The sequence below is a fragment of the Thiomicrorhabdus sp. Kp2 genome, from assembly GCF_000478585.1.
Taxonomy (GTDB): Bacteria; Pseudomonadota; Gammaproteobacteria; order Thiomicrospirales; family Thiomicrospiraceae; genus Thiomicrorhabdus.
The window spans coordinates 2,087,079-2,110,757 of the sequence record NZ_ARWI01000001.1; the positions used below are offsets into that span (position 1 = coordinate 2,087,079).

Annotated in this window: 24 protein-coding genes and 1 tRNA gene; 18 read left to right on the forward strand and 7 right to left on the reverse strand. The window is 40.5% G+C overall.

The window, feature by feature from the left end:
- Positions 1–59 precede the first annotated feature (59 nt).
- Together purE and A379_RS09430 are read left to right on the forward strand one after the other, a co-directional pair.
- A complete protein-coding gene (gene purE, locus A379_RS09425; RefSeq protein WP_198525670.1) occupies positions 60–563 on the forward strand; it encodes a 5-(carboxyamino)imidazole ribonucleotide mutase in 504 nt (167 codons plus the stop codon).
- Between the two features lie 130 nt (positions 564–693).
- Complete coding sequence (locus tag A379_RS09430; RefSeq protein WP_040727718.1) at positions 694–1,803, forward strand: 5-(carboxyamino)imidazole ribonucleotide synthase; 1,110 nt, start codon at positions 694–696, stop codon at positions 1,801–1,803.
- 112 nt (positions 1,804–1,915) lie between these two features.
- On the opposite strand, the gene A379_RS09435 is transcribed toward A379_RS09430, so the two are convergent.
- The 3 genes from A379_RS09435 to A379_RS09445 are packed head-to-tail and all read right to left on the reverse strand — an operon-like array spanning position 1,916 to position 5,455.
- Positions 1,916–3,400 carry a bifunctional ADP-dependent NAD(P)H-hydrate dehydratase/NAD(P)H-hydrate epimerase gene (locus A379_RS09435; protein WP_040727719.1) on the reverse strand — a complete coding sequence of 495 codons (1,485 nt, stop codon included), beginning with the start codon at positions 3,398–3,400 and terminating at the stop codon, positions 1,916–1,918.
- A 28-nt stretch (positions 3,401–3,428) separates the two neighbouring features.
- Entirely contained in the window at positions 3,429–4,196 is a 768-nt protein-coding gene (locus A379_RS09440) for an undecaprenyl-diphosphate phosphatase (protein WP_040727721.1), read from the reverse strand.
- 38 nt (positions 4,197–4,234) lie between these two features.
- The gene (locus tag A379_RS09445; protein ID WP_040727722.1) at positions 4,235–5,455 is read right to left on the reverse strand and encodes a class I SAM-dependent methyltransferase; all 1,221 of its coding nucleotides are present in this window, start codon (positions 5,453–5,455) and stop codon (positions 4,235–4,237) included.
- A 220-nt stretch (positions 5,456–5,675) separates the two neighbouring features.
- Between A379_RS09445 and A379_RS09450 the strand changes: the two genes are divergently transcribed.
- Together A379_RS09450 and A379_RS09455 are read left to right on the forward strand one after the other, a co-directional pair.
- On the forward strand, positions 5,676–6,140 hold the full coding sequence (locus A379_RS09450; RefSeq protein ID WP_040727723.1) for a FliG C-terminal domain-containing protein: 465 nt from the start codon (positions 5,676–5,678) through the stop codon (positions 6,138–6,140).
- 39 nt (positions 6,141–6,179) lie between these two features.
- A complete protein-coding gene (locus tag A379_RS09455) occupies positions 6,180–6,635 on the forward strand; it encodes a FliG C-terminal domain-containing protein (protein ID WP_040727725.1) in 456 nt (151 codons plus the stop codon).
- A gap of 46 nt (positions 6,636–6,681) precedes the next feature.
- On the opposite strand, the gene folB is transcribed toward A379_RS09455, so the two are convergent.
- The gene (gene folB / locus A379_RS09460; protein ID WP_232744837.1) at positions 6,682–7,077 is read right to left on the reverse strand and encodes a dihydroneopterin aldolase; all 396 of its coding nucleotides are present in this window, start codon (positions 7,075–7,077) and stop codon (positions 6,682–6,684) included.
- 159 nt (positions 7,078–7,236) lie between these two features.
- Between folB and plsY the strand changes: the two genes are divergently transcribed.
- Complete coding sequence (gene plsY, locus A379_RS09465) at positions 7,237–7,863, forward strand: glycerol-3-phosphate 1-O-acyltransferase PlsY (RefSeq protein ID WP_040727726.1); 627 nt, start codon at positions 7,237–7,239, stop codon at positions 7,861–7,863.
- Between the two features lie 341 nt (positions 7,864–8,204).
- On the opposite strand, the gene tsaD is transcribed toward plsY, so the two are convergent.
- Positions 8,205–9,230 (reverse strand): tRNA (adenosine(37)-N6)-threonylcarbamoyltransferase complex transferase subunit TsaD, encoded by a 1,026-nt coding sequence (gene tsaD / locus A379_RS09470; protein WP_040727727.1) that lies wholly within the window; start codon positions 9,228–9,230, stop codon positions 8,205–8,207.
- 176 nt (positions 9,231–9,406) lie between these two features.
- Here tsaD and rpsU point away from each other — a divergent pair, with 176 nt between their 5' ends.
- The 5 genes from rpsU to A379_RS09495 all read left to right on the forward strand — a co-directional run bounded on the left by rpsU (position 9,407) and on the right by A379_RS09495 (position 14,240).
- Positions 9,407–9,622 (forward strand): 30S ribosomal protein S21, encoded by a 216-nt coding sequence (gene rpsU, locus A379_RS09475; RefSeq protein WP_040727729.1) that lies wholly within the window; start codon positions 9,407–9,409, stop codon positions 9,620–9,622.
- 11 nt (positions 9,623–9,633) lie between these two features.
- Positions 9,634–10,083, forward strand: coding sequence for a GatB/YqeY domain-containing protein (locus A379_RS09480; protein WP_106381697.1), 450 nt, complete (start codon positions 9,634–9,636; stop codon positions 10,081–10,083).
- A 148-nt stretch (positions 10,084–10,231) separates the two neighbouring features.
- Positions 10,232–12,013 carry a DNA primase gene (gene dnaG, locus A379_RS09485; RefSeq protein ID WP_040727733.1) on the forward strand — a complete coding sequence of 594 codons (1,782 nt, stop codon included), beginning with the start codon at positions 10,232–10,234 and terminating at the stop codon, positions 12,011–12,013.
- 190 nt (positions 12,014–12,203) lie between these two features.
- A complete protein-coding gene (rpoD, locus tag A379_RS09490) occupies positions 12,204–13,988 on the forward strand; it encodes an RNA polymerase sigma factor RpoD (protein ID WP_040727735.1) in 1,785 nt (594 codons plus the stop codon).
- 175 nt (positions 13,989–14,163) lie between these two features.
- Positions 14,164–14,240, forward strand: a tRNA-Ile gene (locus A379_RS09495).
- Between the two features lie 32 nt (positions 14,241–14,272).
- On the opposite strand, the gene A379_RS09500 is transcribed toward A379_RS09495, so the two are convergent.
- Both A379_RS09500 and A379_RS09505 read right to left on the reverse strand, forming a co-directional pair.
- Positions 14,273–15,133, reverse strand: coding sequence for an HDOD domain-containing protein (locus A379_RS09500; RefSeq protein WP_040727737.1), 861 nt, complete (start codon positions 15,131–15,133; stop codon positions 14,273–14,275).
- Between the two features lie 562 nt (positions 15,134–15,695).
- The gene (locus A379_RS09505) at positions 15,696–16,013 is read right to left on the reverse strand and encodes a helix-turn-helix transcriptional regulator (RefSeq protein WP_051145140.1); all 318 of its coding nucleotides are present in this window, start codon (positions 16,011–16,013) and stop codon (positions 15,696–15,698) included.
- 198 nt (positions 16,014–16,211) lie between these two features.
- Between A379_RS09505 and A379_RS09510 the strand changes: the two genes are divergently transcribed.
- The 8 genes from A379_RS09510 (at position 16,212) to A379_RS09550 (ending at position 23,598) form a co-directional block, all read left to right on the forward strand.
- Positions 16,212–17,543, forward strand: a complete 1,332-nt coding sequence (locus tag A379_RS09510) for a S41 family peptidase (protein WP_040727739.1) — start codon at positions 16,212–16,214, stop codon at positions 17,541–17,543.
- 24 nt (positions 17,544–17,567) lie between these two features.
- Entirely contained in the window at positions 17,568–18,125 is a 558-nt protein-coding gene (locus A379_RS09515; RefSeq protein WP_040727740.1) for a DJ-1 family glyoxalase III, read from the forward strand.
- A gap of 334 nt (positions 18,126–18,459) precedes the next feature.
- Entirely contained in the window at positions 18,460–18,810 is a 351-nt protein-coding gene (locus A379_RS09525; protein ID WP_051145141.1) for a twin-arginine translocation signal domain-containing protein, read from the forward strand.
- Between the two features lie 145 nt (positions 18,811–18,955).
- Positions 18,956–19,801, forward strand: a complete 846-nt coding sequence (locus A379_RS09530; RefSeq protein WP_040727742.1) for a DUF692 domain-containing protein — start codon at positions 18,956–18,958, stop codon at positions 19,799–19,801.
- Positions 19,791–20,573 carry a DUF2063 domain-containing protein gene (locus tag A379_RS09535; protein ID WP_051145142.1) on the forward strand — a complete coding sequence of 261 codons (783 nt, stop codon included), beginning with the start codon at positions 19,791–19,793 and terminating at the stop codon, positions 20,571–20,573. Before A379_RS09530 ends, A379_RS09535 begins: the two co-directional genes overlap by 11 nt.
- A 223-nt stretch (positions 20,574–20,796) precedes the next feature.
- The gene (locus A379_RS09540) at positions 20,797–21,750 is read left to right on the forward strand and encodes a YihY/virulence factor BrkB family protein (protein WP_051145143.1); all 954 of its coding nucleotides are present in this window, start codon (positions 20,797–20,799) and stop codon (positions 21,748–21,750) included.
- Positions 21,743–22,765 (forward strand): iron ABC transporter permease, encoded by a 1,023-nt coding sequence (locus tag A379_RS09545; protein WP_040727744.1) that lies wholly within the window; start codon positions 21,743–21,745, stop codon positions 22,763–22,765. Before A379_RS09540 ends, A379_RS09545 begins: the two co-directional genes overlap by 8 nt.
- Positions 22,765–23,598 carry an ATP-binding cassette domain-containing protein gene (locus A379_RS09550; RefSeq protein ID WP_051145144.1) on the forward strand — a complete coding sequence of 278 codons (834 nt, stop codon included), beginning with the start codon at positions 22,765–22,767 and terminating at the stop codon, positions 23,596–23,598. The genes A379_RS09545 and A379_RS09550 overlap by 1 nt, the downstream gene beginning before the upstream one ends.
- Positions 23,599–23,679: the final 81 nt, after the last annotated feature.

A 23,679-nucleotide genomic window follows, 5' to 3' on the forward strand; every position in this document is an offset into this window, starting at 1 on the left:
GACGTTTTAGCTTAAAAATGTAGAATACTTCGCTTTCCCTATTTCTAAGGTATTAAAACATGAGTGAAATGAAGCAACCATTAGTTGGCGTAATTATGGGTTCAAAATCCGATTGGCCAACCATGAAGCACGCTGTAGATATGTTAGAGATTTTTGGTGTACCGCATGAGGTGAAGGTGGTTTCAGCGCACAGAACGCCAGATTTGATGTTTGAATACGCGGAACAGGCCGAGGAAAGAGGGTTGCAAGTGATTATTGCTGGTGCTGGCGGCGCTGCACATTTACCAGGTATGGTAGCGGCTAAAACGGTTGTACCTGTTTTAGGTGTGCCGGTTCAGTCACGTGCATTAAGTGGTCAAGACTCGTTACTATCCATTGTACAAATGCCTGGTGGAATCCCTGTTGGTACTTTAGCGATTGGTGAAGCGGGGGCAAAAAACGCAGGTATTTTGGCATCGCAGATTGTAGGTAATTCTAATCCTGCGATTCGTACAGCAGTGGCTAATTTTAGAGAAGAGCAAACGGATTTTGTATTAGAAAATCCAGATCCTCGTGTGGAATAATTTGTTAACAGCAAGTCGTTAACCGCTTAATAAAATCATTAAGCAAACTGAATACAACGTTTTTTAAAACCGTTTTGGTGGTTGTTTGATAAAATGCCCACCATTACGGTTTTTTTATTTGGAGAAGGTGATGACCCCGATTACAAAACGCATTGGAGTATTAGGTGCAGGTCAACTTGGACGCATGTTGGCTATTGCTGGCTATCCGTTAGGGCAAAAATTTGGTTTTTACGGAACCAGTCACGATGAACCCTCTGCACTGTTGGGTCATATGTACAACCAGTCTGATGACACTAACTCGCTTAATCAGTTAGTAGAGTTTGCTGATGTCATTACCTATGAAAGTGAAAATACCTCTGTAGAACAAGTCAGAGAAATCGCTAAAACCACGCCAGTCTATCCCGCAGAAAAATCCCTGTTTGTTTCTCAGCACCGTGGTCGTGAAAAAGGGATGTTTGACCAGTTAAATATTCCTTGTGCGCCTTACCAGGTGGTGGACTCTTTAGAGAGTTTAAAGATTGCCGTAGAAGAGATTGGTTTGCCTGCCGTTTTGAAAACCACCACCGAAGGCTATGACGGCAAAGGTCAGTTTGTTTTGAAAGAAGAGTCTCAAATTGACCAGGCCTGGTCAGAAATTGGGAATCGTGAATTGATTTTAGAAGGTTTTGTCGATTTTCAACGTGAATTATCTATTGTGGCCGTGCGTAATGCCAATAATGAACATGTCTATTATCCGTTAGTACAAAACGTTCATCATGAAGGTATTTTGCGTTACACCATCGCCCCTGCTAGAGAGGTCACCGCAGAGATTCAACAGCAGGCTGAAGAGTATATGCACAGCTTATTAGATGAGTTAGACCATGTCGGTGTCTTAACGCTTGAGTTGTTTGAAACGGTTGATGGGCTAGTGGCTAATGAAATGGCACCACGTGTACATAATTCAGGGCATTGGACCATTGAGGGGGCGTACACTTCACAGTTTGAGAACCATGTGCGTGCTATTACTGGCTTACCATTAGGCGATACCTCTCCTCGCCAACCGATTGCCGCCATGATTAATATTATTGGTGAAACAGGGCCTGTAGAAAAGGTTCTAACCATGCCAAATGCGTTTTTGCATTTGTACGATAAAGCCGAAAGAGCAGGGCGTAAATTAGGGCATATCAATCTCTTAGCGGTGGATGAAGACTCTTTATATAAAGATATTCAAACGTTATCAGGTTTCTTGCCAAAAGCGTAACTCTCTAAAGTTCACTTTATCCTTGCTATTTAAATCCCTTCAAAACACCAGGCCTGTTAATTTACCAGGCCTGGTAGCTTAAAAGTTCGCAGTTCATCCAGTTGATAGGTAGCTAAGAAACGGGGCTATCGCTATAACTTAATAACTGACTCATAACTTGTGCAACTTCAGAGGGCAAAATTCCTGGCTGACCACTTTGGTTGGCGAGTATGTCTCCTGCGTGGGCGTGTAAGCTAACGCCTAAACATGCGGCGTTCCAAAGGGATAAGCCTTGAGCAATAAAGGTGGCAATTGTGCCTGTTAATATATCGCCCATTCCGCCAACCGCCATGCCTGGGTTGCCTGCTAAACAGATTTCCATATTGCTACCATCATAAATCAGTGTGCCATTGCCTTTTAATACAATCACACCACCGTATTTTTTATGAAGCTGTTTAATGGCCGTGATTCGGTCTTTCTGCACACTGGCAGTGTCCGTTTCAAGCAGTTGGGCGGCTTCTCCTGGATGAGGTGTTAATACCCAGTTATTGGTTGGCAGTTCTTTTTGTTTAGCTAGGTTGGCTAGGTGTTTTAAAGCATCGGCATCAATCACTTTATTAAGCGGTAAATCTAGGGTTTGGGTAAACAGTTGTTTACCCCATTCATCCAGCCCTAATCCTGGGCCAATGCCAATCACATTTGCCAGGCCTGCCTGGTTTAACAGTTCTTCGGTTGAATAACACATTAACTCAGGAATCGCTTGGGTGATGGCGATACCATGCTCTTTATGAGTAATGATTTTAACCAGCCCAGCCCCTGTTTTTAAACTTGCCAGGCCTGCTAGTTGAATAGCCCCCATCATGGTGGTATTGCCACCCACCAAACAGACCGTTCCCGAAACACCTTTGTGATGTGATGCTAGACGAAGAGGGAGTTTGTTTAACCAATATTTAAGCGGATGGTTTTGTGCCAAAGCTTGTTGTTTTTTGTAGAGCGCTTTAGGGAGAAAGAGTGGGCTAAAATGGATTTTGCCGCATACTTCAGGGCCTTGGAAAGTATAAAGTCCCAGTTTTTGGGTAATAAAGGTACAGGTTATATCTGCCTGAACCGTATAGCCTAGAATAGTGCCCGTGTTAGCGTCTAACCCACTTGGAATATCCACAGATAAAACTGGTGTATTGGTTTGATTGATTTGCTCAATCATTTGAGCGGCTTCACCTATGATTGGTTGGTTTAAACCTGTACCTAAAATGGCATCAACGATTAAATCAGCATTTTGCAGAACCTCTTTTGAAAATGGCGTAGGCTGAACGCCAAGCTGTTTCAATTCATTAAGAGCAATCAGCGCATCGCCTTTAATCTTGTTGGGGTTACCAGTTTGAATGAGTGTTACGTCATAGCCTGCCAAACAAGCATACTGGGCGATGACATAACCATCGCCACCGTTATTCCCCGTTCCACAAAAAACCAGGATATGGTTGATATCAGGCCAGTGTTTTTGTAATACATCAAACGCAAAGAATCCCGCACGTTTCATTAATAGGATGCCTGGGATACCTAAATTGTGAATGGCATCTTGATCAATCGCTTGCGAACTTTGTGCGCTATAGAGTTTCATACGTTCACCTTAGCATTTTTATAGGGAGCTAAACAAACCAAATGAGTAGAACAACACCAAAAACAATACGGTAAATGCCGAAGGCGTTAAAGGTGAATTTGTCTAAAAACCGTAGGAATAAACTCATGGTTAAGTAAGCCACAATATACGCCATTACAAAACCAACCAAAAGCGGTAGCCAAGAGGAGTTTGCAAATTCTGAATAGTTTTTAAGTAAATCAAGCCCAGATGCGGCAGCCAAAACTGGTAGGGCTAATAAGAATGAAAACTCTGCTGAGGTTTTTCTGTCTAGACCGACCATGACACCACCCACAATAGAAGCGCCAGCGCGGCTAGTACCTGGGATAAGGGCAAATATCTGCACAATACCAATCCAGAAGGCCTGGGTGATACTTAAATCATCAATATCACGAGTACGGTGGGTCCCTTCATTATAGAGTTTTTCCATAACTAAAAATATCAGGCCGCCAATAATAAACATCCAGGCAACGACGTTTAAGGTAAAGAATTCTTTGATTTGATGGTGAAATAAAAAACCGATGGCTGCAATGGGAATGAATGCGATAACTACATTAATCCATAAACGTATATGTTCTAAACTGAATTTTGAGCTGTAGTGAGAGAATATCGCTAGGATGGCGGCCACTTGAATAATGACTTCAAACGCCATGTTCTGCTTGGTTTGCTCAAGACCTAACCATTCACTCACCACAATAAGGTGGCCTGTTGAAGATATGGGTAAGAACTCGGTTAGACCTTCAATAATACCAAGTATAGCCGCCTGAAAAATATCCATTTATTAAGTCCTGTGTGTCGTTTATTTAATTTGCTGGTTTAGAGTTGATGACGTAAATCACGAACACTAAACCCTATTAGAGGCTGTTCAAAATTTTTGGTTAACCCGATCACTTTAAAGGTTTCACCCATTTCATCGGGTAGGGTTAGAGTCTTAATCTGTTGGGCAACTTGTATTTGTTGAGTGATGTCGGCATCGGCATTGAAAGACATCTCTAAAAGACCGCTTCCCATTAAAAAATTGGCCTGAGTGGTAAAACCTGCAATCTTAAATCCACTATCAAAGGCCTCTTCTGCCACGGCGGTAAAATCAACGTGCGCCGTAATATCTTGCAGGCCTGGGTAAAAAAACGGGTTTTGATGAGCGCGGTGTTGGTAGTGGCAGCGTAAAGTGCCCATAACTCGAGCGGGTTGATAGTACTCTTGTCTACTGTAGCCGTAATCAATTAAAAAGACAGCCCCAGCGCTTAAAATATCACTTAGGCTTTTGAGCCAAGGGTTTAAATTAAGATTAATCTCGGTTTCATAGCCTAAGTCTGAGACTTTTCCGATGTGTTTAATCAGTTGGTTGGCAAATTTTTGCAGTCCTGAATCCGTGATGGTTTGGTAGTCCCAATCAAATTGTTGGCTTTTTTCATTAAAGCGTACATAACCTTGTAACGCTTGGTTGGGTTCAATGCGGATGCGTTCAAAAGGCATAGCATCAAGGACTTCATTAGCTAAAATAACGGCGTTAATAGGCGTTTTTGGTAGAGAGTCTAACCAAACTACCTTATTAATAAGCTCCTCAGGCAGGTGTTTTTCAAACATCTGTTTTTGTCGATCACGTAAATCGGCACTGATTTCCACAATGTAGTAACGGTTTATAGGCTGTTGCAAACTGTTAAGCTCTAACAAAATGTCTTTTGCCATTGTGCCTTGACCAGCACCAAACTCGATTAAATTGGGTTCATCAAGCTGAGCTAAAACCTGTGCGGCTTGGCGAGCTAAACAGCGTGAAAATATTGAAGAGACTTCTGGTGCTGTAATAAAGTCGCCTGTTTTACCTATTTTTGGTAGTCCACCAGCGTAATAGCCGAGTTGTGGGGTGTATAAAGCCATTTCCATGTATTTAGAAAAAGCTAGATTTTTGTGTCTACCTAAATACTTTTGGATGTTCCGCGAAAGTTGTTGGCTATGAGCAATCGCTTCTTCTGTTGGTTCGGGAAGGGATTTTGTATTGTGATTTCTATTTGATTTATGGCTATTGGTTGATTTCATTGAGCTTCAAGAGGCGTTTGTTAAAGTATGTGATATTATGCAATAAAGCGTACTTAACAGCTAGATAATAGAGTCAATAAGCCTAAAAATAAGCTTAAAATTAGGGTGGTTTTAATTAGAACGTTTTGTGGTTTAGCAGGCTTGGAAAGAAGTTTGCTTTATGAAATGAAGTTTTGGTAAAGTTGGCAAATAGTGTTCCCAATGGTTGGCGAGATAGAGAATGAAAGTCGGTATTAAAAAATTACAAGAAAATGAGTGGCTGGTTCACATTGGTTGTGGAGCGGTGAAAATGGATCGATTCTCCGTTGCGCTTTTAAATATTACCCTAGAGCATTTATTGGCGCTTGAGCATGGTGCTGAACACTCAACCTTGAAGAGCTACATAAAATTGGGGTTGCGTATTAAGCAGCTAAAAGCTTTGGATATGCAGAAATTACTGCGCGCTTTGGACTCAAAAGACATTTTGATTATGATGTTATTAGCCAGTGATGAGGTCTTAAATGATTTTGTGATGGCGAATATTGGCGGTATTTTGGCCAAACAAATTGAGCAAGATTTGGTTACTGCAGCGATACCTTCCGAAGCCGCTGCAAAAGAGGCAATACGTCGAATTGTTGAAAAAACATTTGAACTTGAAGCCAGTGGGCAAATTGAATTTTCTTCTGATAATACACGCTATATCTAGTGTGTGTAAAAAAATAATATAGGGTAAAAGGTAGCAAAGATGGAAATTGCAGCGAGTCGCACTAAAACAGGTGAATGCCAATTGGATATTGGCCCTGTTACATTCACCTTGCCATCAGAGGTGGTTGATGCATTACAGCAAGTGATTGACCAGCGTCTTAATCAAAGTAATGCGATTGATGATGAAGGCATTAAACGTAAATTAGAGGCGTATAAGGCTTTAGCCTCAAAAATGATTGGTGTTGATGATCGAATTGTACAGAAGTTTGCCCCCAAAGTGACACCAGAGCAGTTGGTCACAATTGCACGTCTAGCCGAAGGGGATGCGCTGTATCAAAAGATTTGTAGAAACCTGTCTAAGCAGAATCGTCGTCAATTTGAAGAGGATTTTAAGGTGATGAATAAAATTACTGAACAACACGCTTGCTTGTATATGGAACAAATTGTGCCGCTGATTAAAATTGCCGCCCAAGAACAAAAAGAGCTATATTCTTAAATCTTGTTTTTTAGTGGGCGATTGAAGGTGGGCGATTCAAGCGTTTTTAGTTGGTTCTAGCGCGGGTTATTTTTAGCCCTACGGTATTGGTCTCGGCGACAGCCATGGGTTTGCTTACTTTAAGATTAATCACTTTTACAGCGTTGTGATGCGTAAGGATGTGTTGGCAAATGGCTTCACACAAGGTCTCTAATAATTCATACCGACTCGCTTCAACCAGTGCAATGACCTCGTCAGAGACCTGTTTGTAATTCACCGTATCGTTAATATCATCAGATTGAGCCGCCTGCGCGATAGGCAGTAGCATATCAATATCAAATATCAGTGGTTGACGGTTCTCTCTCTCCCAGTCGTAAATACCTATAATGGCTTGTGTTTTTAAGCCATCGATAAAAATTGTATCCATATTTTGAGTCGTGACTAGGTTGTTGTCTGTAAGCATTATTTATTGGTTCCACTAATTATTTGAATGAGCAATATTTGTATGAACATTATCTACTTCTAGTAAAATCATGCAATTATTTGTAGCCCATTGGGCAAAGCTCTCTTTAAAGAACCACAGCCCTCAAGAGGGTATAAAGGCGAGGTAAAAAGGAATTAAATGGGATTTGAAAGTGTTTTAATCATTGTTGCAGCGTATTTGTTAGGCTCAATATCTACCGCAATTATTGTATGTAAGCTAATGGCTTTGCCCGACCCGCGGGAAGGCGGTTCTGGAAATCCTGGAGCGACTAATGTATTACGTATTGGTGGCGAAAAAGGCAAAAAGGCAGCCGCGATCACTTTATTTGGCGATATGCTCAAGGGGTTGTTGCCAGTGGTTGTTGCGCACGGATTGGGTTTATCTAATTTAATGATTATCTTAGTTGGTTTTGCGGCGTTTATTGGACATCTCTATCCTGTGTTTTTTCAGTTTAAAGGCGGTAAAGGTGTTGCGACTATGTTGGGGGTGATGTTTGGTTTGTCACTGCCAATTGGTTTAGCTGTGGCAGGTACCTGGTTGTTTGTAGCAAAGGTTCTAAAAATATCTTCGCTTTCAGCGTTAATTGCGACCATTTTAGCGCCTATTTATATTTGGTTTTTAACAGGCCTGGTAGAGTGGGTGTGGGTAACTTCGGTGATGACATTGATTTTATTCTGGCGTCATAGAGGCAATATTCAGCGTTTATTAAATGGTGAAGAGAGCCTGATTAAAACGCCAAAAGACCAAGACTCTAAATCAAAATAATACTATTTACTGGTAAACCTACCAGGCCTGGTAAGGCTAAAAACAACCCTATCCAAAACATCGAACGTCATCCTCTGGCCTAGACAGAGGTGTTTAATAAGGCAAGAAGAGATTACCAAGTCAAGCTAGAAAATGATGGTGGGTTGTATCATTGCGATCTGGAGGCGTGACAATCTTTGGTTCACGGCAGAGTACTGTGGTTTAGGCGTTGACATGGAGTATTCGTTGCACATATCCTGCGGGTCGTCTTAAAAGGAGTTCTTCAGCTCACAATGACAAAACCATTAAAATCTTCGTGTCTTTGTGTCTTCGTGGTGAATCTTTTACCAGGCCTGGTAAGTTTAAATCTTTGGTAAATCTTCTAAAGACCAGCGAGGGGTAGTGGCAAAGCTTAAGTCGCTGGTTTGTCCTGCTAATAAACGCTGTGCGCCTGCATAGGCGATCATTGCTCCATTGTCGGTACAAAACTCCAGTCTTGGGTAAAAAACTTCGCCTTTGCGTTTATGCATTAAAGCATCTAATTTACTGCGAATTTCTCGGTTAGCACTCACGCCACCCGCAACCACTAAACGATTGAGTTTTTCTTGTTCTAAGGCACGTTTGCATTTAATCGTTAAAGTGTCCGCAACCGCTAACTCAAATGCACGGCAAACGTCCGCTTTAGTCTGCTCGGTTGCATCATTTTCTTTTACGGCAGCATTCCAGGTGTTAAGCGTAAAGGTTTTTAAACCACTGAAACTCATATCCAGGCCTGGTCGATCGACCATGGGTCGAGGAAATTTATAACGGTCTGCACGGCCTTGTAAGGCCAAGTTAGAAACGTTTGGGCCACCTGGGTAACCAAGGTCTAGAAGCTTGGCAGTCTTATCAAAGGCTTCACCAGCGGCATCATCCAGAGTATCGCCAAGCACTTTATATTGGCCAATGCCATCTACCCGAATGATCATACTGTGACCGCCCGATACTAATAAACAGATAAATGGAAATTCGGGTTTTGTCTCTTCTAGCATGGGGGCTAAAAGATGGCCTTCCATATGATGAACACCCACCGCAGGAATTTTGAGTGCAAAGGCTAAGCTACGTGCGACCGATGCGCCTGCAAGAAGCGCACCCATCAAACCTGGGCCAGATGTATAGGCAATGCCATCTAAATCAGATTTGTTAATATTGGACTCTTCTAAGGTTTGCATAATTAAAGGCGTGAGTTTACGAATATGGTCACGAGAAGCGAGTTCTGGAACAACACCGCCATATTGTGCATGCAGTTCAATCTGAGTATAAAGAGTATGGGTAATTAACCCTTTATCGGTGTCATAAATGGCCACGCCTGTTTCATCACAAGAACTCTCAATTCCAAGTACTAACATCTTAAAACTCATCTGTTTAAATCAAAGTGGCTGAATTTTAACAAATAATCTCTAAAATTATCTGAAAAAGGTTTGCAAAACGAGAGTGAGAAAATTATAATCCCCCTTTTCTGCTACTTCTCATTTCTTGCGTGAGAGGGATGCAATGAATTCTAAAAATTTTTAAGGTCGAAATTATGCCAAGCGTAAAAATCAGAGATACAGAACCATTTGACGTAGCTTTACGTCGTTTTAAACGTGCTTGTGAAAAAGCAGGCGTGTTAACTGAAACTCGTAAACGTGAGTTTTATGAAAAGCCAACATGGGCTAAAAAGCGTATGAAAGCTGCAGCAGTTAAGCGTTTAGCAAAACGTTTATCTCGTGAAAACCGTCGTACAACTCGTATGTACTAAGGTTTAAGTTAGTGTCAGAGACAATGAAAGAAAAACTAACGGCTGAAATGAAAGCCTGTATGAAAGCGAAAGATAAAGAACGTTTACAAGTAGTACGTTCACTTTTAGCAGCCATTAAGCAGGTTGAGATTGATAATCAAACGACAGTAGATGATGCTGGTGTTTTAGCGATTTTAGATAAAGCTATGAAACAGCGTCGTGATTCTCATCAGCAATTTACGGATGCCGATCGTCCGGATTTAGCTGAGCAAGAAGCCTATGAGATGTCCGTGATTCAGGATTTCATGCCGCAAGCTCTAACTGATGATGAAATTAATGCATTAATTGATGATGCGATGACGAAAACAGGTGCCAGCTCCATGCAAGACATGGGTAAAGTGATGGGCTTGTTAAAACCTGAGATGCAAGGTCGTGCAGATATGGGGCAAGTCAGCAAATTAATTAAAGCTAAGTTGAGCTAATTCAGTTAATAACAATTGCGTTATTATGGTTAGTTTCTAAATACAATCTGACTCTTGCTATAGAACCCGTTAGTGTTTCACTAACGGGTTTTTTTGCTTTTAAGGCCTGTGTAAAAAGGTGTGTACACGCTGTGGATAAGTTGTGAATATGGCAGAACAAGGTGGGTCAATTCCCCGTTCGTTTATCGAGTCTCTCTTGGCTCGAGCCGATGTTGTGCAAGTTATAAATCAACGTGTACCACTTAAAAAAGCAGGTACTTCATACAAGGCTTGCTGCCCATTTCATGATGAAAAAAGTCCCTCATTCAATGTCAGTCCTAGCAAACAGTTTTACCACTGCTTTGGTTGTGGTGCGAGTGGTGATGCGCTTAAATTTCTTATGGAATACGACGGCCTTTCTTTTGTGGAAGCGGTTGAGTCTTTAGCGGCTCAATATGGCATGGAAGTTCCTCGTGAACAGCGAACACCAGCCCAGCAAAAGGCTCAACAAATTAAACAGCAAAAACAGCGTGATTTATACGATGTTATGCATCTTGCTGCCAAATTTTACCGTCATCAACTGCGTGATCATGCCCAATCCGATGAAGCCAAAAACTATTTAAAGCAACGTGGTTTAAGTGCCGATATTGCCAAAGAATTTGTGATTGGTTTTGCCCCGCCAGGTTGGGATAGTTTGGTTTCTGGTTTAAAAGCAGATATAAACCTACAGAAACAGTTAATTGAAGTGGGTTTATTGGTTGAGAAGGACGATAAAAAAAATTACGACCGGTTTCGTCATCGGATCATGTTTCCAATTCGAGATGGACGTGGCAGAGTCATCGCTTTTGGTGGCCGAGTGTTAGGTGATGACCAGCCAAAATATTTAAACTCACCTGAAACGCCAATATTTCATAAAAGTTATACTTTGTATGGCTTGTATGAAATGCGTCAATCTCGGCAAAGCATTGATCATATTCTTGTGGTTGAAGGCTATATGGATGTGGTGGCACTTGCTCAGTTTGGGATTCGTAATGCTGTAGCTACTTTAGGAACGGCTACTACTGTTGAGCATTTAGATTTACTTTTTAGACAAGTGAATGAAGTCGTGTTTTGTTTTGATGGCGACTCTGCGGGGCTAAAAGCCGCCTGGAAAGCATTAGAGCTGGCTTTGCCTATGATGGAAAAAGAACGGTCAGTGAAATTTCTATTTTTACCTGATGGTGAAGATCCTGATTCCATGGTTCGTAAAGAGGGGCTTGAAGGGTTTAATCAACGTGTATCAAATGCGTTATCACTCTCCGAGTTTTTAATGCAGGGTTTGCAAGGCAAGCTCTCCTTTCCAGTGAACAGTATTGAAGGGCGGCAACAGTTGGTTTCAATGGCAGAGCCTTATGTTCAATCAGCGCATGGACTATATCAATTTTTATTGGCGGAAGGCATTGCCAATATGGTTGATTTGCCTACCTGGCGTGTTGAAAAGCAGATGAATGTAAAATCGGGTTTTGCAGGTTTTAAAAAAGAAACTACCAGGCCTGGTCAAACCAAAGGCTCTGAAATCTCTGTTTCGACTATTGTGACATTGCCATTGAAAATGATTCGTTTATTGGTAAAAAGACCTGCTTGGGCTGAAATTTTTGCGAAAGAATTTGTGCAAGACCTTGTAAAGTCTTCTGAGCGTGACTATGTAGCCTTAGGTGGGTTTATTAAAACGTTACAATCTAATGCTTTTGATGCTGAAACAGCATGGAATAAAGTCGCTAATGCGGGTTATGAAGCGGAATTAAATTTGGTAAAAAGCTCAGATATTCCAGATGACGAAGCCTTTATTCAAGCAGAGTTTGAAATATATATTGTGGCTTTAGCAGCCTATCTTGATGAAAAAAAACTAGGTCAGTCTGGTTGGAATGCCGACGAAATGTTGAAACTCCAGGCTTTAGTAAAGAGTAAATAACGAGGTAAATTGGGCATAATAAGTTCAGTTTGCGATAAAAAGCTAACCCGCTAATTTTAAAAGAAGAATTTTACCCATAGGGTGCAGAATTTTAGTATAATTACGGGTTCTGTTTTTTCTGTCTGTGGCTATTAAGCAGATAGATTTTTTTTGAAAAAATGAATTATAGAAACATTATTTGAGGCAAAGCATGACAAAAGTCGAAAGAAAGCAGCAGTTAATAGATTTGATTGAGCGAGCGAAGGAGCTGGGTTACCTAACGTTTGCTGATGTTAATGATGTTTTGCCCGATGATATCGAAGAAGATCAGTTAGGACAAGTATTAACCATTCTTAAAGATTTTGGTATCAAACTGTTCGATTCTCCACCTGATGAAGATGAGCTATTAACCCAAGAAGGTGGGGCATTTGATGATGCAGCGGCTGAAGCTGCTTTAACCGCGCTTGCTGAAGTTGACGGTGAGTTTGGACGTACAACAGACCCTGTTCGTATGTATATGCGTGAAATGGGTTCTGTAGAGCTGCTTACTCGTCACGGTGAGATTGATATCGCCAAGCGTATCGAGTGGGGAATTCGTGATATGTTGGATGCACTTGCCATGTATCCAAATTTTTCAGTTTCTATCCTAGACACTTTTTCTAAAATGGAAGATGGCGAAGGAAAAATTGCCGATGTAGTTCAAGGGTTTATTCGTCCAGAAGATTTAATCGATGTCCCTGTAGAAGAGCTATCTCCAGACAGCGATAATAATGAACCAAAAGAAGACGGAATTAACCAAGAAGAGCTTGATCAATTTCTTGCAACGCTTGAAAAATTAAGCAGTGCAGCTTTAGAAGCTGAAGCCAAATTTGGCTCTGAAGACAGTAAAGCGGTTAAAAAACGCCAAGCGGTAGTTGAACATTTACGCGGATTGAAAATTACACCTATTTTCTCTAACCGTGTCGTAAAAAATATCAAAGAAAAAATTAAAGCCATTCGTGAACAAGAAAAAGTAATTGTCGATTTAGTTTTACGTAAAGTAAAAGTACCTCGTTCAGTGTTTCTTGAAGTGTTTATTGGCTCTGAAACTAATCCAGAATTAATTGATTTATTAAAAGAGAAAGCACCAGCTCAAGCAGATGCTTTAGAAGAAGCTCGTTCTGAAGTCAGTCGTGCTCAAAAACGTTTGGCGATGATTCAGAAATCTGAAAAGATGCCAATTTCTTTATACAAGACGATTTATAAAGGATTAAGTAAAGCTGAAAATAATGCACGTATCGCAAAGCGTGAAATGATTGAAGCTAACTTACGTCTTGTTATCTCAATTGCTAAAAAATACACCAACCGTGGTTTACAGTTCTTGGATTTAATTCAGGAAGGTAACATTGGCCTAATGAAAGCGGTAGATAAGTTTGAATACCGTCGTGGTTACAAGTTCTCAACTTATGCCACCTGGTGGATTCGTCAGGCAATCACTCGTTCAATTGCCGACCAGGCTCGTACTATCCGTATCCCTGTTCACATGATTGAAACCATTAATAAGTTGAACCGTATTCAGCGTCAGTTACTTCAAAAAATGGGTCGTGAGCCAACACCTGAAGAGTTAGCTGAAGAGATGGAAATGCCTGAAGATAAGATTCGTAAAGTAATGAAAATTGCTAAAGAACCTATCTCTATGGAAACTCCGATTGGTGATGATGAAGATTCATCATTGGGCGATTTTATTGAAGATTCAAATATCCTCTCGCCACAAGATGCCGCGGATTCTGAAGGTATGAGCGAAACAGTGCGTGAAATGCTAAGTACATTAACGCCACGTGAAGCAAAAGTACTGCGTATGCGTTTTGGTTTAAGTATGAATACAGACCACACGCTTGAGGAAGTAGGTAAGCAATTTGATGTAACGCGTGAGCGTATCCGTCAGATTGAAGCAAAAGCACTGCGTAAGTTACGTCACCCAAGTCGTGCAGAGCGTTTAAAAAGTTTCCTAGATTAATCCAGGTTGTTTTTTTAAAAAAAAGGCCACGTTTTCCAGATGGAAAACGTGGCCTTTTTACTTTGTTGCACCTGATATTGTAATTATTGTTAGCAAACAATTCACAAACTGATTTGTTGTCGCTATAATAGCGCCACCTAAATTACCAGGCCTGGTAGTTTATTTACCCTATTTAGGGCCCTTAGCTCAGTTGGTTAGAGCATCCGACTCATAATCGGCAGGTCCCCAGTTCAAGTCTGGGAGGGCCCACCATCTTTTGGCTTCTTTTTGTTTTTTTACTATTTTTAGTGGCTACCTGTGGATAGGCCAACCGAATTTCCCCATTTAGCAACCGCTGCATAGGCTGCTTTTAATGCGTTATCGGGTAGATCTAATTGGTCTAAACCAAGTTTTCGATAGTCTTTCAATTCCTGGGTAATGTATTGGTCATCAGCGTTAGAGCTCACGATATAGTTAGCCACCATGATTAGAGAGACTAAGTGACGAACCTTCGGGTTATTTGCAAGCTTAGAGGCAAAGTCACTGTCGTGATGCAGTAGTATGGATTTGTATATGTCCTGACTTATATGCCATTTTTTGGTGATAAATGTGCCTAAGAATGCATGAGTTGTGTTGTAGGTTTGCAGTTCTTTATCGTAACCTGTGATTGGATTTGAAAGTTGTGATTTATAGATGTCAAAATAGCTATCGGGCTCTAGTTTTGAAAAGTAGATGGCACCAATATTTTGCATTAAACCCGCCATGTAGGCTTCGGAACGCGAAACATCAAACACCCAATATGATAGCTCTGCTGCAGCTAAACCTGCTTTAGAGCCGTGCTGTAATATGGCTTTTTCACCAGGTGTCTGAGCGATTATTTTGGTTAAACTGCTAGATAGAAATATATTATAAAGTTCGTCTAAACCCAGTACGTTAACGGCGGCTTTAGCATCTGTGATTTCGGTTCTTTCACTGGTTATATTTGTGTTTACTAGAGTTAAAAAATCACAGAGTAGTTCTGGATTATGGCTAATTAAATTCGCTATGGTAACGGTATTTGGATACTTCTTATTAAGCTCTTCTTTAAGCTTAATAATTTCTTCTGGAATAGAGGGGATCGCAGATTGTGCAAATCTTTGGGCGGCATTAGCAAGGTTTTGTTGCATATTACACATTCGTTCCTAAATTAGTTTTTTGTATTCAATAGCGATAGTTAGGATTGCCATGACTTTTGTAATGTTGCATAGGTTATATGCGCGAATAAGTTCAAAGTTTAAGGCATTGATATTACTCGTTTTAGTGGATTACTGCGCGCGCTTTCACAGCAAATAAAAATCATAATAACCTAAAATATACTTTATGTATCTAATAATGCATAGTGTTTTCTGACTGACTAAACCTGGTTGGCTGGATTTTGTTGAACTTTTAATTTCGACCTTATAGAGGCTTTTGCGAGCCTTCTGTACAATATCTCAAGGTGGTGCAATCACGAATTTAAATAGGCGCGATCTTATCAGTTTTACAGTGAGCAAGAGTTGAAAAAAGTAAGGCAATCAAATGTTACAGAAATTACACGTTAAACCGATGAGTTTGGTCAAGTGATGGTCTAAATAAGAACGAAAAAAGAACGAAAAAACGTTGGTTTTTCGGGTTCTAGCCAGGTAACAATTATATTTAAGATTACCGTTACCTTTGGCTAAATCAGTGTATGTGTATTCGTGTCTAAGACTACTTAACTGGACAGAACGTTTGTTGCATAGCATTCATTAACATCAAGATATTGTGGTCAGGAACTTTACATAAAATCTTACTGCCATCACGTCTAGAGGTAATAATGCCTTTCTCGCGAAGAATATCGATGTGTTGAGAAATATTACTTTGAGTGGTACCAACTTGTTTTACGATATCCATTACTGGCAATTCTTTTTCACCAATAACACATAATATTTTAAGACGTAATGGGTGCCCCATTGCTTTAAGCGCCTTAGAAGCTTTATTGATGTTATCTTCTTTCATTTCAAAATATGAGCTGTCTTGGATTGTCATTTTATTATTTCACTGTATAACGATATTATTATTAAGCTTGAATTCTAATGAAATACCTTCAATCTGTCACCTAAAGTTAATTTATAATGAACAAATTATTTTTGGGAGTACGCTTTTTTCGTTATTTTTTGATTGAATGAGGCTGAAACACAATTATTTATGGAGAGTGGTGTGAGTACATCGGGACTAAAAAAAGTCATGTTAATCGGCTCAGGCGCAGTGCTAGGAGCTTTAATTGCAGTAGGTACAACGGTTTGGGCTGATAAAGAAGAGAGTCTTCCTGCTGTTCAAAGCGAACAAATATCATTACCTTTGCAAGAACTACGTGCTTTTGTAGAGGTCTTTGAAAGAGTTTCCCATGACTATGTTGATGCGATTGATGATAAAAAGCTGCTTGAAGGAGCGATCAGTGGAATGCTTTCAAGTTTAGATCCGCATTCAGCCTATTTACCACCAACTGATTTTGAAGAGATGGAAGAGCACACTAAAGGTGAATTTGGTGGTTTAGGGATGGAAGTTGGGATGGAAGATGGTTTTGTAAAAGTCATCTCTCCAATTGACGATACACCCGCTCAAAAAGCAGGCATTCAGTCAGGTGACTTAATCATTAGACTTGGTAAAGAACCTGTAAAAGGCAAAACATTGAGTGAAGCGGTTAAAGTCATGCGTGGTAAACCAGGCACTAAGTTAATGCTGACGATTGTGCGTAAAGGTGAAGATGCACCCCTTAAAATTGAAATTACTCGTGCCGTTATCAAAGTTAAAAGCTTAAAACAACGTCTCCTAAAAGATAATGTGGGTTATGCTCGAATCAGCCAGTTTCAGGTTAGAACAGGGCCTGATTTAGTTAAAGCGATTGAAACATTAGAAAAAGAGAATGGTAAACCTCTTGAAGGACTTGTACTTGATTTACGAAACAACCCAGGTGGGGTGTTAAATGCTGCGGTTCAGGTTTCAGATGCCTTCTTAGAAGATGGTTTGATTGTCTACACAGAAGGGCGCATTAAGAATTCAAAAATGCGTTTTGAAGCTGAAAAAGGTGACATCATGAATGGTAAGCCGATTGTGGTATTAATCAACGAAGGTTCAGCATCCGCTTCTGAAATTGTGGCGGGAGCTTTGCAAGACCAAAAACGCGCTATCATTGCGGGTAGAACCAGTTTTGGTAAGGGGTCTGTACAAACATTATTACAATTGAATAATGGCGCGGCTATCAAGGTTACAACGGCGCGTTACTACACTCCTTCAGGTCGTTCTATTCAGGCTGAAGGAATTAAGCCTGATGTGGACATCGAACTCGTTAAGGTTGAAAAAGTAGATAAAAGTGCTTTAACCAATATTAAAGAGAGTGATTTGGCAGGTCACCTAGAAAATGGTGACTCTGAAGACGAAAAATCAGCTGATGATAAAGTGGATAAAAAGAGCAAAGCCGAAACAGAATTAAAGACACTGCTTGATAAAGACTTTGAATTAAATGAAGCGTTACGTTTAGTTAAAGCGATGGCTCTTGCTCAACAAATGGTTAAGTAAACTTAAACTTTTGAAGGTGAAAAAATGTCAGATAAGGTGTTGGTTCCTCTCGCCCAAGGGTGCGAAGAACTCGAAGCCGTAACTATTATTGATATTCTGGTTCGCGGTGGTGTGCAAGTCATTACGGCAAGTTTGGACGATAATAAGATTATTACCGCCAGCCGTGGAGTGCAGTTGGTTGCTCAAAAAACACTGTCAGAAATCGTTGATGACGTTTTTGATATGGTTGTATTACCAGGTGGTTTGCCAGGTGCGGATCATCTGAATAATGATCAACGCATTTTATCCATATTGCAGACAACCGTTGAGCACGGCGGTATTTCAGCCGCCATTTGTGCAGCACCCAAAGTGTTAGTCTCTGCTGGGTTATTAGACAATAAAAATGCAACCAGTTATCCAGGAGTGATTGATATCGCTCCAGCACCAGGTATGAAATATACCAACCAATCTGTTGTTCAAGACGGACAAATCATTACCTCACGTGGTCCAGGAACAGCAATGGATTTTGCTTTGGCTCTGCTTGAACAGTTAAAAGGTAAAGCTGTTCGCATGCAGGTTGAACAAGCTCTAGTAAGGGCTTAAACCTCAGATAACTTTTTATGCAATGAGTTCTGTTTTTGTGGTTCATTTACAAAAAAGATAATCAATCACAAAATATAGATACCTTTATGCTTTAGCTGCTCGGTTTGCATAACCTTAATCGTTTTTTATATAAAGTCATCACACAAATCTCCCTAGCTACAATAATAAAACGCTCATCTCACAAGACTTTTCGCCCTTTATTTTGTCTAAAGAATTACCCCATTTATCCATTTTGAAATAAAAAATCATTATCTCGTGAAATAAAACAAACTTGTTAAGGTCATATTTATAGAAAGCATTATTCTTTCTATAATCAGAAAATTGGAGAAATGACATGAAAACAAATTCACGTAGAGACTTTTTAAAATTGGCAGGAGCGGCCATGGTAGGGGCGAGCGGTGTGGCTTCAGCATCTGAGAATCCTTTTGGTTTTAAACCAATGACATCAGGTTATTCACAAGTTGCTGAAGGGAAATGCGGAAGTAAAGAAGCGGAAGGTAAGTGTGGTGGTAAAAAGCCAGAGGGTAAATGTGGCGGCAAAGAAGCGGAAGGTAAGTGTGGTGGTAAAAAGCCAGAGGGTAAATGTGGCGGCAAAGAAGCCGAAGGTAAGTGCGGTGGTAAAAAGCCAGAAGGCAAATGTGGCGGAAAAGAACCTGAAGGTAAGTGTGGTGGAAGACCTTCTTAATTTTTAAAAACAATGATACAGGCATGCTTTGTGGGTATGCTTGTAACATAAGTAACGCATAATAGAGAATCGTTTTTAAAGTTACCAGGCCTGGTAACTTTAAAAAGGTGATTTTCCCCCTGTTAGTATCTTGTTAGGAATTAATATGAAGACGCTAAGAAGCTATCCTGTTCAAGGTGTCGGTTTAGGTTTGCGTAGGGACTTTTTTAATGAAGTGCTTGATACACCCGATTTAGCCGTAGATTTTATGGAAATAGCCCCTGAAAACTGGCTGCAGTTTGGTGGCAAACAAGGGCGACAATTGAGAACGCTTACTGAACGAACGCCTTTTGTTTGTCACGGTTTATCTCTTGATTTAGGTGGCATGAAACCTTTAGATATGGATTATCTTAAAGCCTTAAAAGGTTTTTTTGCAGAGCACGAGATTAGAGCCTATACCGAACACTTGAGTTATTGCGGCGATAGTGGACATCTTTATGACTTGATGCCAATTCCGTTTACTGAAGAAGCGGTGTTCTATGTGGCGGATAGAATTCGTCAAGTACAAGATGTTTTGGAGCGAAAGATAGGCATTGAGAACGTCTCTTTTTATGCCATGCCAAGCAATCAAATGAATGAACAAGAGTTTGTAACAGCGGTTTTAAACGAGGCAGATTGTGAGCTGTTATTTGACGTAAACAATACCTATGTTAATTCAATCAATCATCAATATGATGCACAACAATATATGCAGTCTATGCCGTCAGAACGAATGGTTTACCTACATATGGCAGGGCATTTTGATGAAGCGGAAGATTTAAAAATTGATACCCACGGCCAACCCGTTAAACAACAAGTGTGGGATTTATTAGAACAGACCTATCAAACTCACGGCTTGATTCCTACGCTATTAGAGCGAGACTTTAATATCCCTCCCCTGCAAGAATTATTAGCAGAAATTGAGCAGATAAGAGCCTATCAGCAGGCATGGAGCAAATCACATGTCGCCTGATTCATTGCCCTATTTTCAACAATTACAAAAACAATTCACGGCCTATATCCGCGACCCTGAAAAAAACAACTATGCACCAGGCTCTGAACAAGAAATCGAAACAAGAAGGCTCAAAATTTATGAAGCCTTGTTTTTTAACAATCTACATGGCTTTTTCAGTCAACTGTTTCCCGTTTGCAAAGAGGTACTTGGAGAACCACGGTGGGCGGAGATGGTTCGCGAGTATATGGTTAAACACCAATCGCAAACGCCACTGTTTCATGAATTAGGTGAAGAGTTTTTGGATTTTCTGCAAAATGAATTCAATCCACAAGAGGATGATCCCCAATTTCTTCTAGAATTAGCCCACTATGAGTGGGTTGAGTTAGCACTTGCAACCTCAGAAGAGCGTGGTTTTATAAGCCAAAATAAGGCAAGCACGATTGATTTAGATGCAAAATATGAACTCTCACCCGTGGCTTGGCCTTTGGCTTATGAATGGCCTGTACATAAAATAGCAAAGCGTTATCAGCCTACAGAAAAACCTGTAGAGGTCACAACCTTATTGGTTTACCGTTCTGAAGTGGATAATGAACCTGCTGAGAAAATTGATTTTATGGCGTTAACACCGCTTCTATATCAATGGGTAATAGAGCTACCCAACTCTGAAAGTGCTAAAAAAGCGCTTTTTAAGGTGAGTCAAGGCAGTGAAATTGATGAAGATACGCTAGTAAAATTTGCTCAGCAGACTTTGATGGAATTTCAAAAATTAGGCATTATTCAGGCTGTCTAGCAGGTTTATAACCTTGTCTGATTAAACAATCTATCTCTTATCATTTTTTACCGTGCATTGATTCGTGCAAAGGTCTCTTTCAATCATTACCGCGGACTCCATTTACCAGGCCTGGTAATCTTGCCATTCATTCACGAATGACAAACCTTTATGCGATAATGATTTTAAAGATTTAATTCAATGTATCTTTCATTATTATCACTTGTGTTTGAGGGCAAACCGTTTGCAACAAGATATCGAAAAAGAGCCTATTAATCAGGTCAAACAACAACACAGGGTAGATTCAGTTTCCCTATTTACACTGATTAAGCAGGTTTCTCATTGGCGTTTTTGGCAGCGCGTATTTATCCACTTTAGAAACCGTCAAGGTACTGATGCGGTAGCCATCCTCGCCTATACCTCTTTGGTTGGGATTGTGCCCATGCTTGCGGTGATGCTGGGTCTGTTTTCTGTCTCAAGTTATTTTGATTCATTTGAAGCTTTGGTGATGGATCAGGTTGTACGTAATTTAATGCCCAACTCTCAACCTGTTATTGAAGAGTATTTGTTTAAGTTTTCATTAGCGGCAGCCAGTTTAAAAGGGCCAGGCCTGGTGGTGATGCTGTTTACCACTTTGATGTTGTTATGGAAAGTAGATCAAAAGCTCAATGGGTTATGGTCTCACCGTTTAAAACGTAAGTGGTGGGTGAATATTTTGCAATATTTAGGGGTGAGTTTACTTGGGCCTTTGCTTTTAGGTTTGAGTTTGGTGATTAGTTCGTCACTACTTGCTTTACCGTTATTTGTAGAAACCACACCTTTTATTGATAGGCTCACGTCGGGCATGAAAATTGTGCCACTGATATTAGCTTGGTTAGGGTTTACCGCACTCTATAAATTGGTTCCTGTTGTTAAGGTACCTTTTAAAATGGCCTTAATTAGCGGACTGTTTGCCATGATAGAGCTTGAATTTTTAAAATCAGGTTTTGCGATGTATGTTGAATGGTTTCCAACTTATGCTGTGGTTTATGGCGCTTTTGCTGCAATCCCTTTGTTTTTACTTTGGTTATATTCAATCTGGTTTATTGTCATTTGGAATGGTGCTGTGGTTGCTACCTTAATGAATATGAATTCGCATAAACCCAGTACAAGCAACTCAAATAAAACAAACTCTCAAAAAGAGGTTTTTAGTGAGTAACGTCACTCTTAAAGCGGCAGTTCCACGCTTGTCTATAACCTTAACGATGCTTCTAATCACACTACTGATAGGGGTGGTTTTACATCTTGGTTCGGGGAGTGTGAATATTGATGTGGACTCAATTCAACAAGGGTTGAATGCACAACAATCTTTGGTATTGTGGGAGCTTCGTGTTCCCCGTTTATTGTTAGTGATGGTCGTTGGCGCTGGCTTAGCGGTTTCTGGTGTCGTTTTACAAGCGATGTTTCGTAATCCCTTAGCCGAACCAGGTCTGATAGGTGTTTCCAGTAGCGCCGCTTTAGGGGCGGTATTTGTTATTGTCCTGGGCTCGTTTTTTTGGCAAGAGATTCAATTTTGGCAATTGGGGATTGTGGCTTTTATGAGTGCAGGCCTGGCAACCCTGTTTATTTATAGTATTGCTACTCGCTTTGGTAAAACAGATGTTGCTTTGATGTTGTTAGCGGGGGTGGCTATCAATGCTGTTGCAGGTGCGGCTACCCAGCTTTTAATCAGTGTTTCTGATGATAGTCAGCTACGTAGCGTTACTTTTTGGATGATGGGCTCCTTTGCCAATGTGGATTGGTACGCCGTGATGGTTGTGACCATGTTAACCTTGATAATCAGTTTGCTATTTTGGCGTTTAGCTAAACCTCTGAATGCGTTTATGCTGGGTGAAAATATCTGTATGCATATGGGGTATGACCCTGCAAAAATTAAATGGCAAGTGATGTGGGGCAGTGCGCTCATGGTAGGAGTTGCCGTTGCCACGGTGGGTGTCATCGGTTTTGTTGGCTTGGTTGTTCCTCATATTGTTCGTCTAGCCACGGGTTCTGACCACAGGCGTTTAATTCCGTTAAGTGCTCTTGCAGGTGCGGTTTTATTGGTGTTTGCTGATTGGGTTGCCAAAACGCTTATTGCTCCTTCTGAACTCCCCATTGGGCTTCTGATGGCTCTGCTCGGTGGCCCATTCTTTTTAATCATGTTGCTGCAACAGCGTAAAGGTTGGGTGAGCTGATGATTGAAAATCCGTTGCAAAGCATAAAACTTCAGAAGATTGATTATCAGTTAAAAAATAAAAGCTTAATTGAAAACATTGATACTGAATTCAATACTAGCCAAATCAATGTGATTTTGGGAAAAAACGGTGCAGGTAAATCAACGCTACTGGCTTTACTCAGCAAAGAGCTTATGCCATCTAGTGGCGTTATTACTTGGCAAGATATACCGTTAAACCAACTGAGCTATTCACAACTTGCGCAACAACGTGCCGTGTTGCCACAGCTACAATCCTTAGTGTTTTCTTTTACTGTTAAGCAGTTGGTTGAGTTGGGTGTTGAGGTACAACAACACAATTGTCGTGATGATATGAATCAGATCACCCATAAGGTAATGCAAGTTTGTGATGTACTGCATTTGGCTAACCGCGATGTGGTAACGCTTTCAGGTGGTGAACAAAAACGCGCACAACTGGCTAGAGTCTTGGCGCAGATTTGGCCTAATGATTATTTTAATGAAGCCGTTAAACAGCCATTTTTAGGTCGCTGGTTATTGCTTGATGAGTGGACCAATAATTTGGATTTACATCACCAACAAAAATTAGTAAAACACTTTAAAAGTTGGGCAAAAAAAGGTTTAGGGATTGTCATGGTGTTGCATGATTTAAATTTATCCGTACAAATTGCCGATAAAGTGGTGCTTCTTAATAATGCTAAACTCGTTAAGCAAGGTACGGTTTCTGAAGTGCTAAATGTGGCAACGATTCAGGAAGAGCTTGGCCTCAAGGTAAAAGTTGTTACGATTGAAGGCATCCAACACCCCGTTATTTTACCAGCCGAAATGACAAGCTAATTTACCGTTCTTTTGCTTGAAAGATTTTTTATAGCTTCTGGTCTTATAGGTTAATAAGCCATTGAGATAATCCGTTTTATG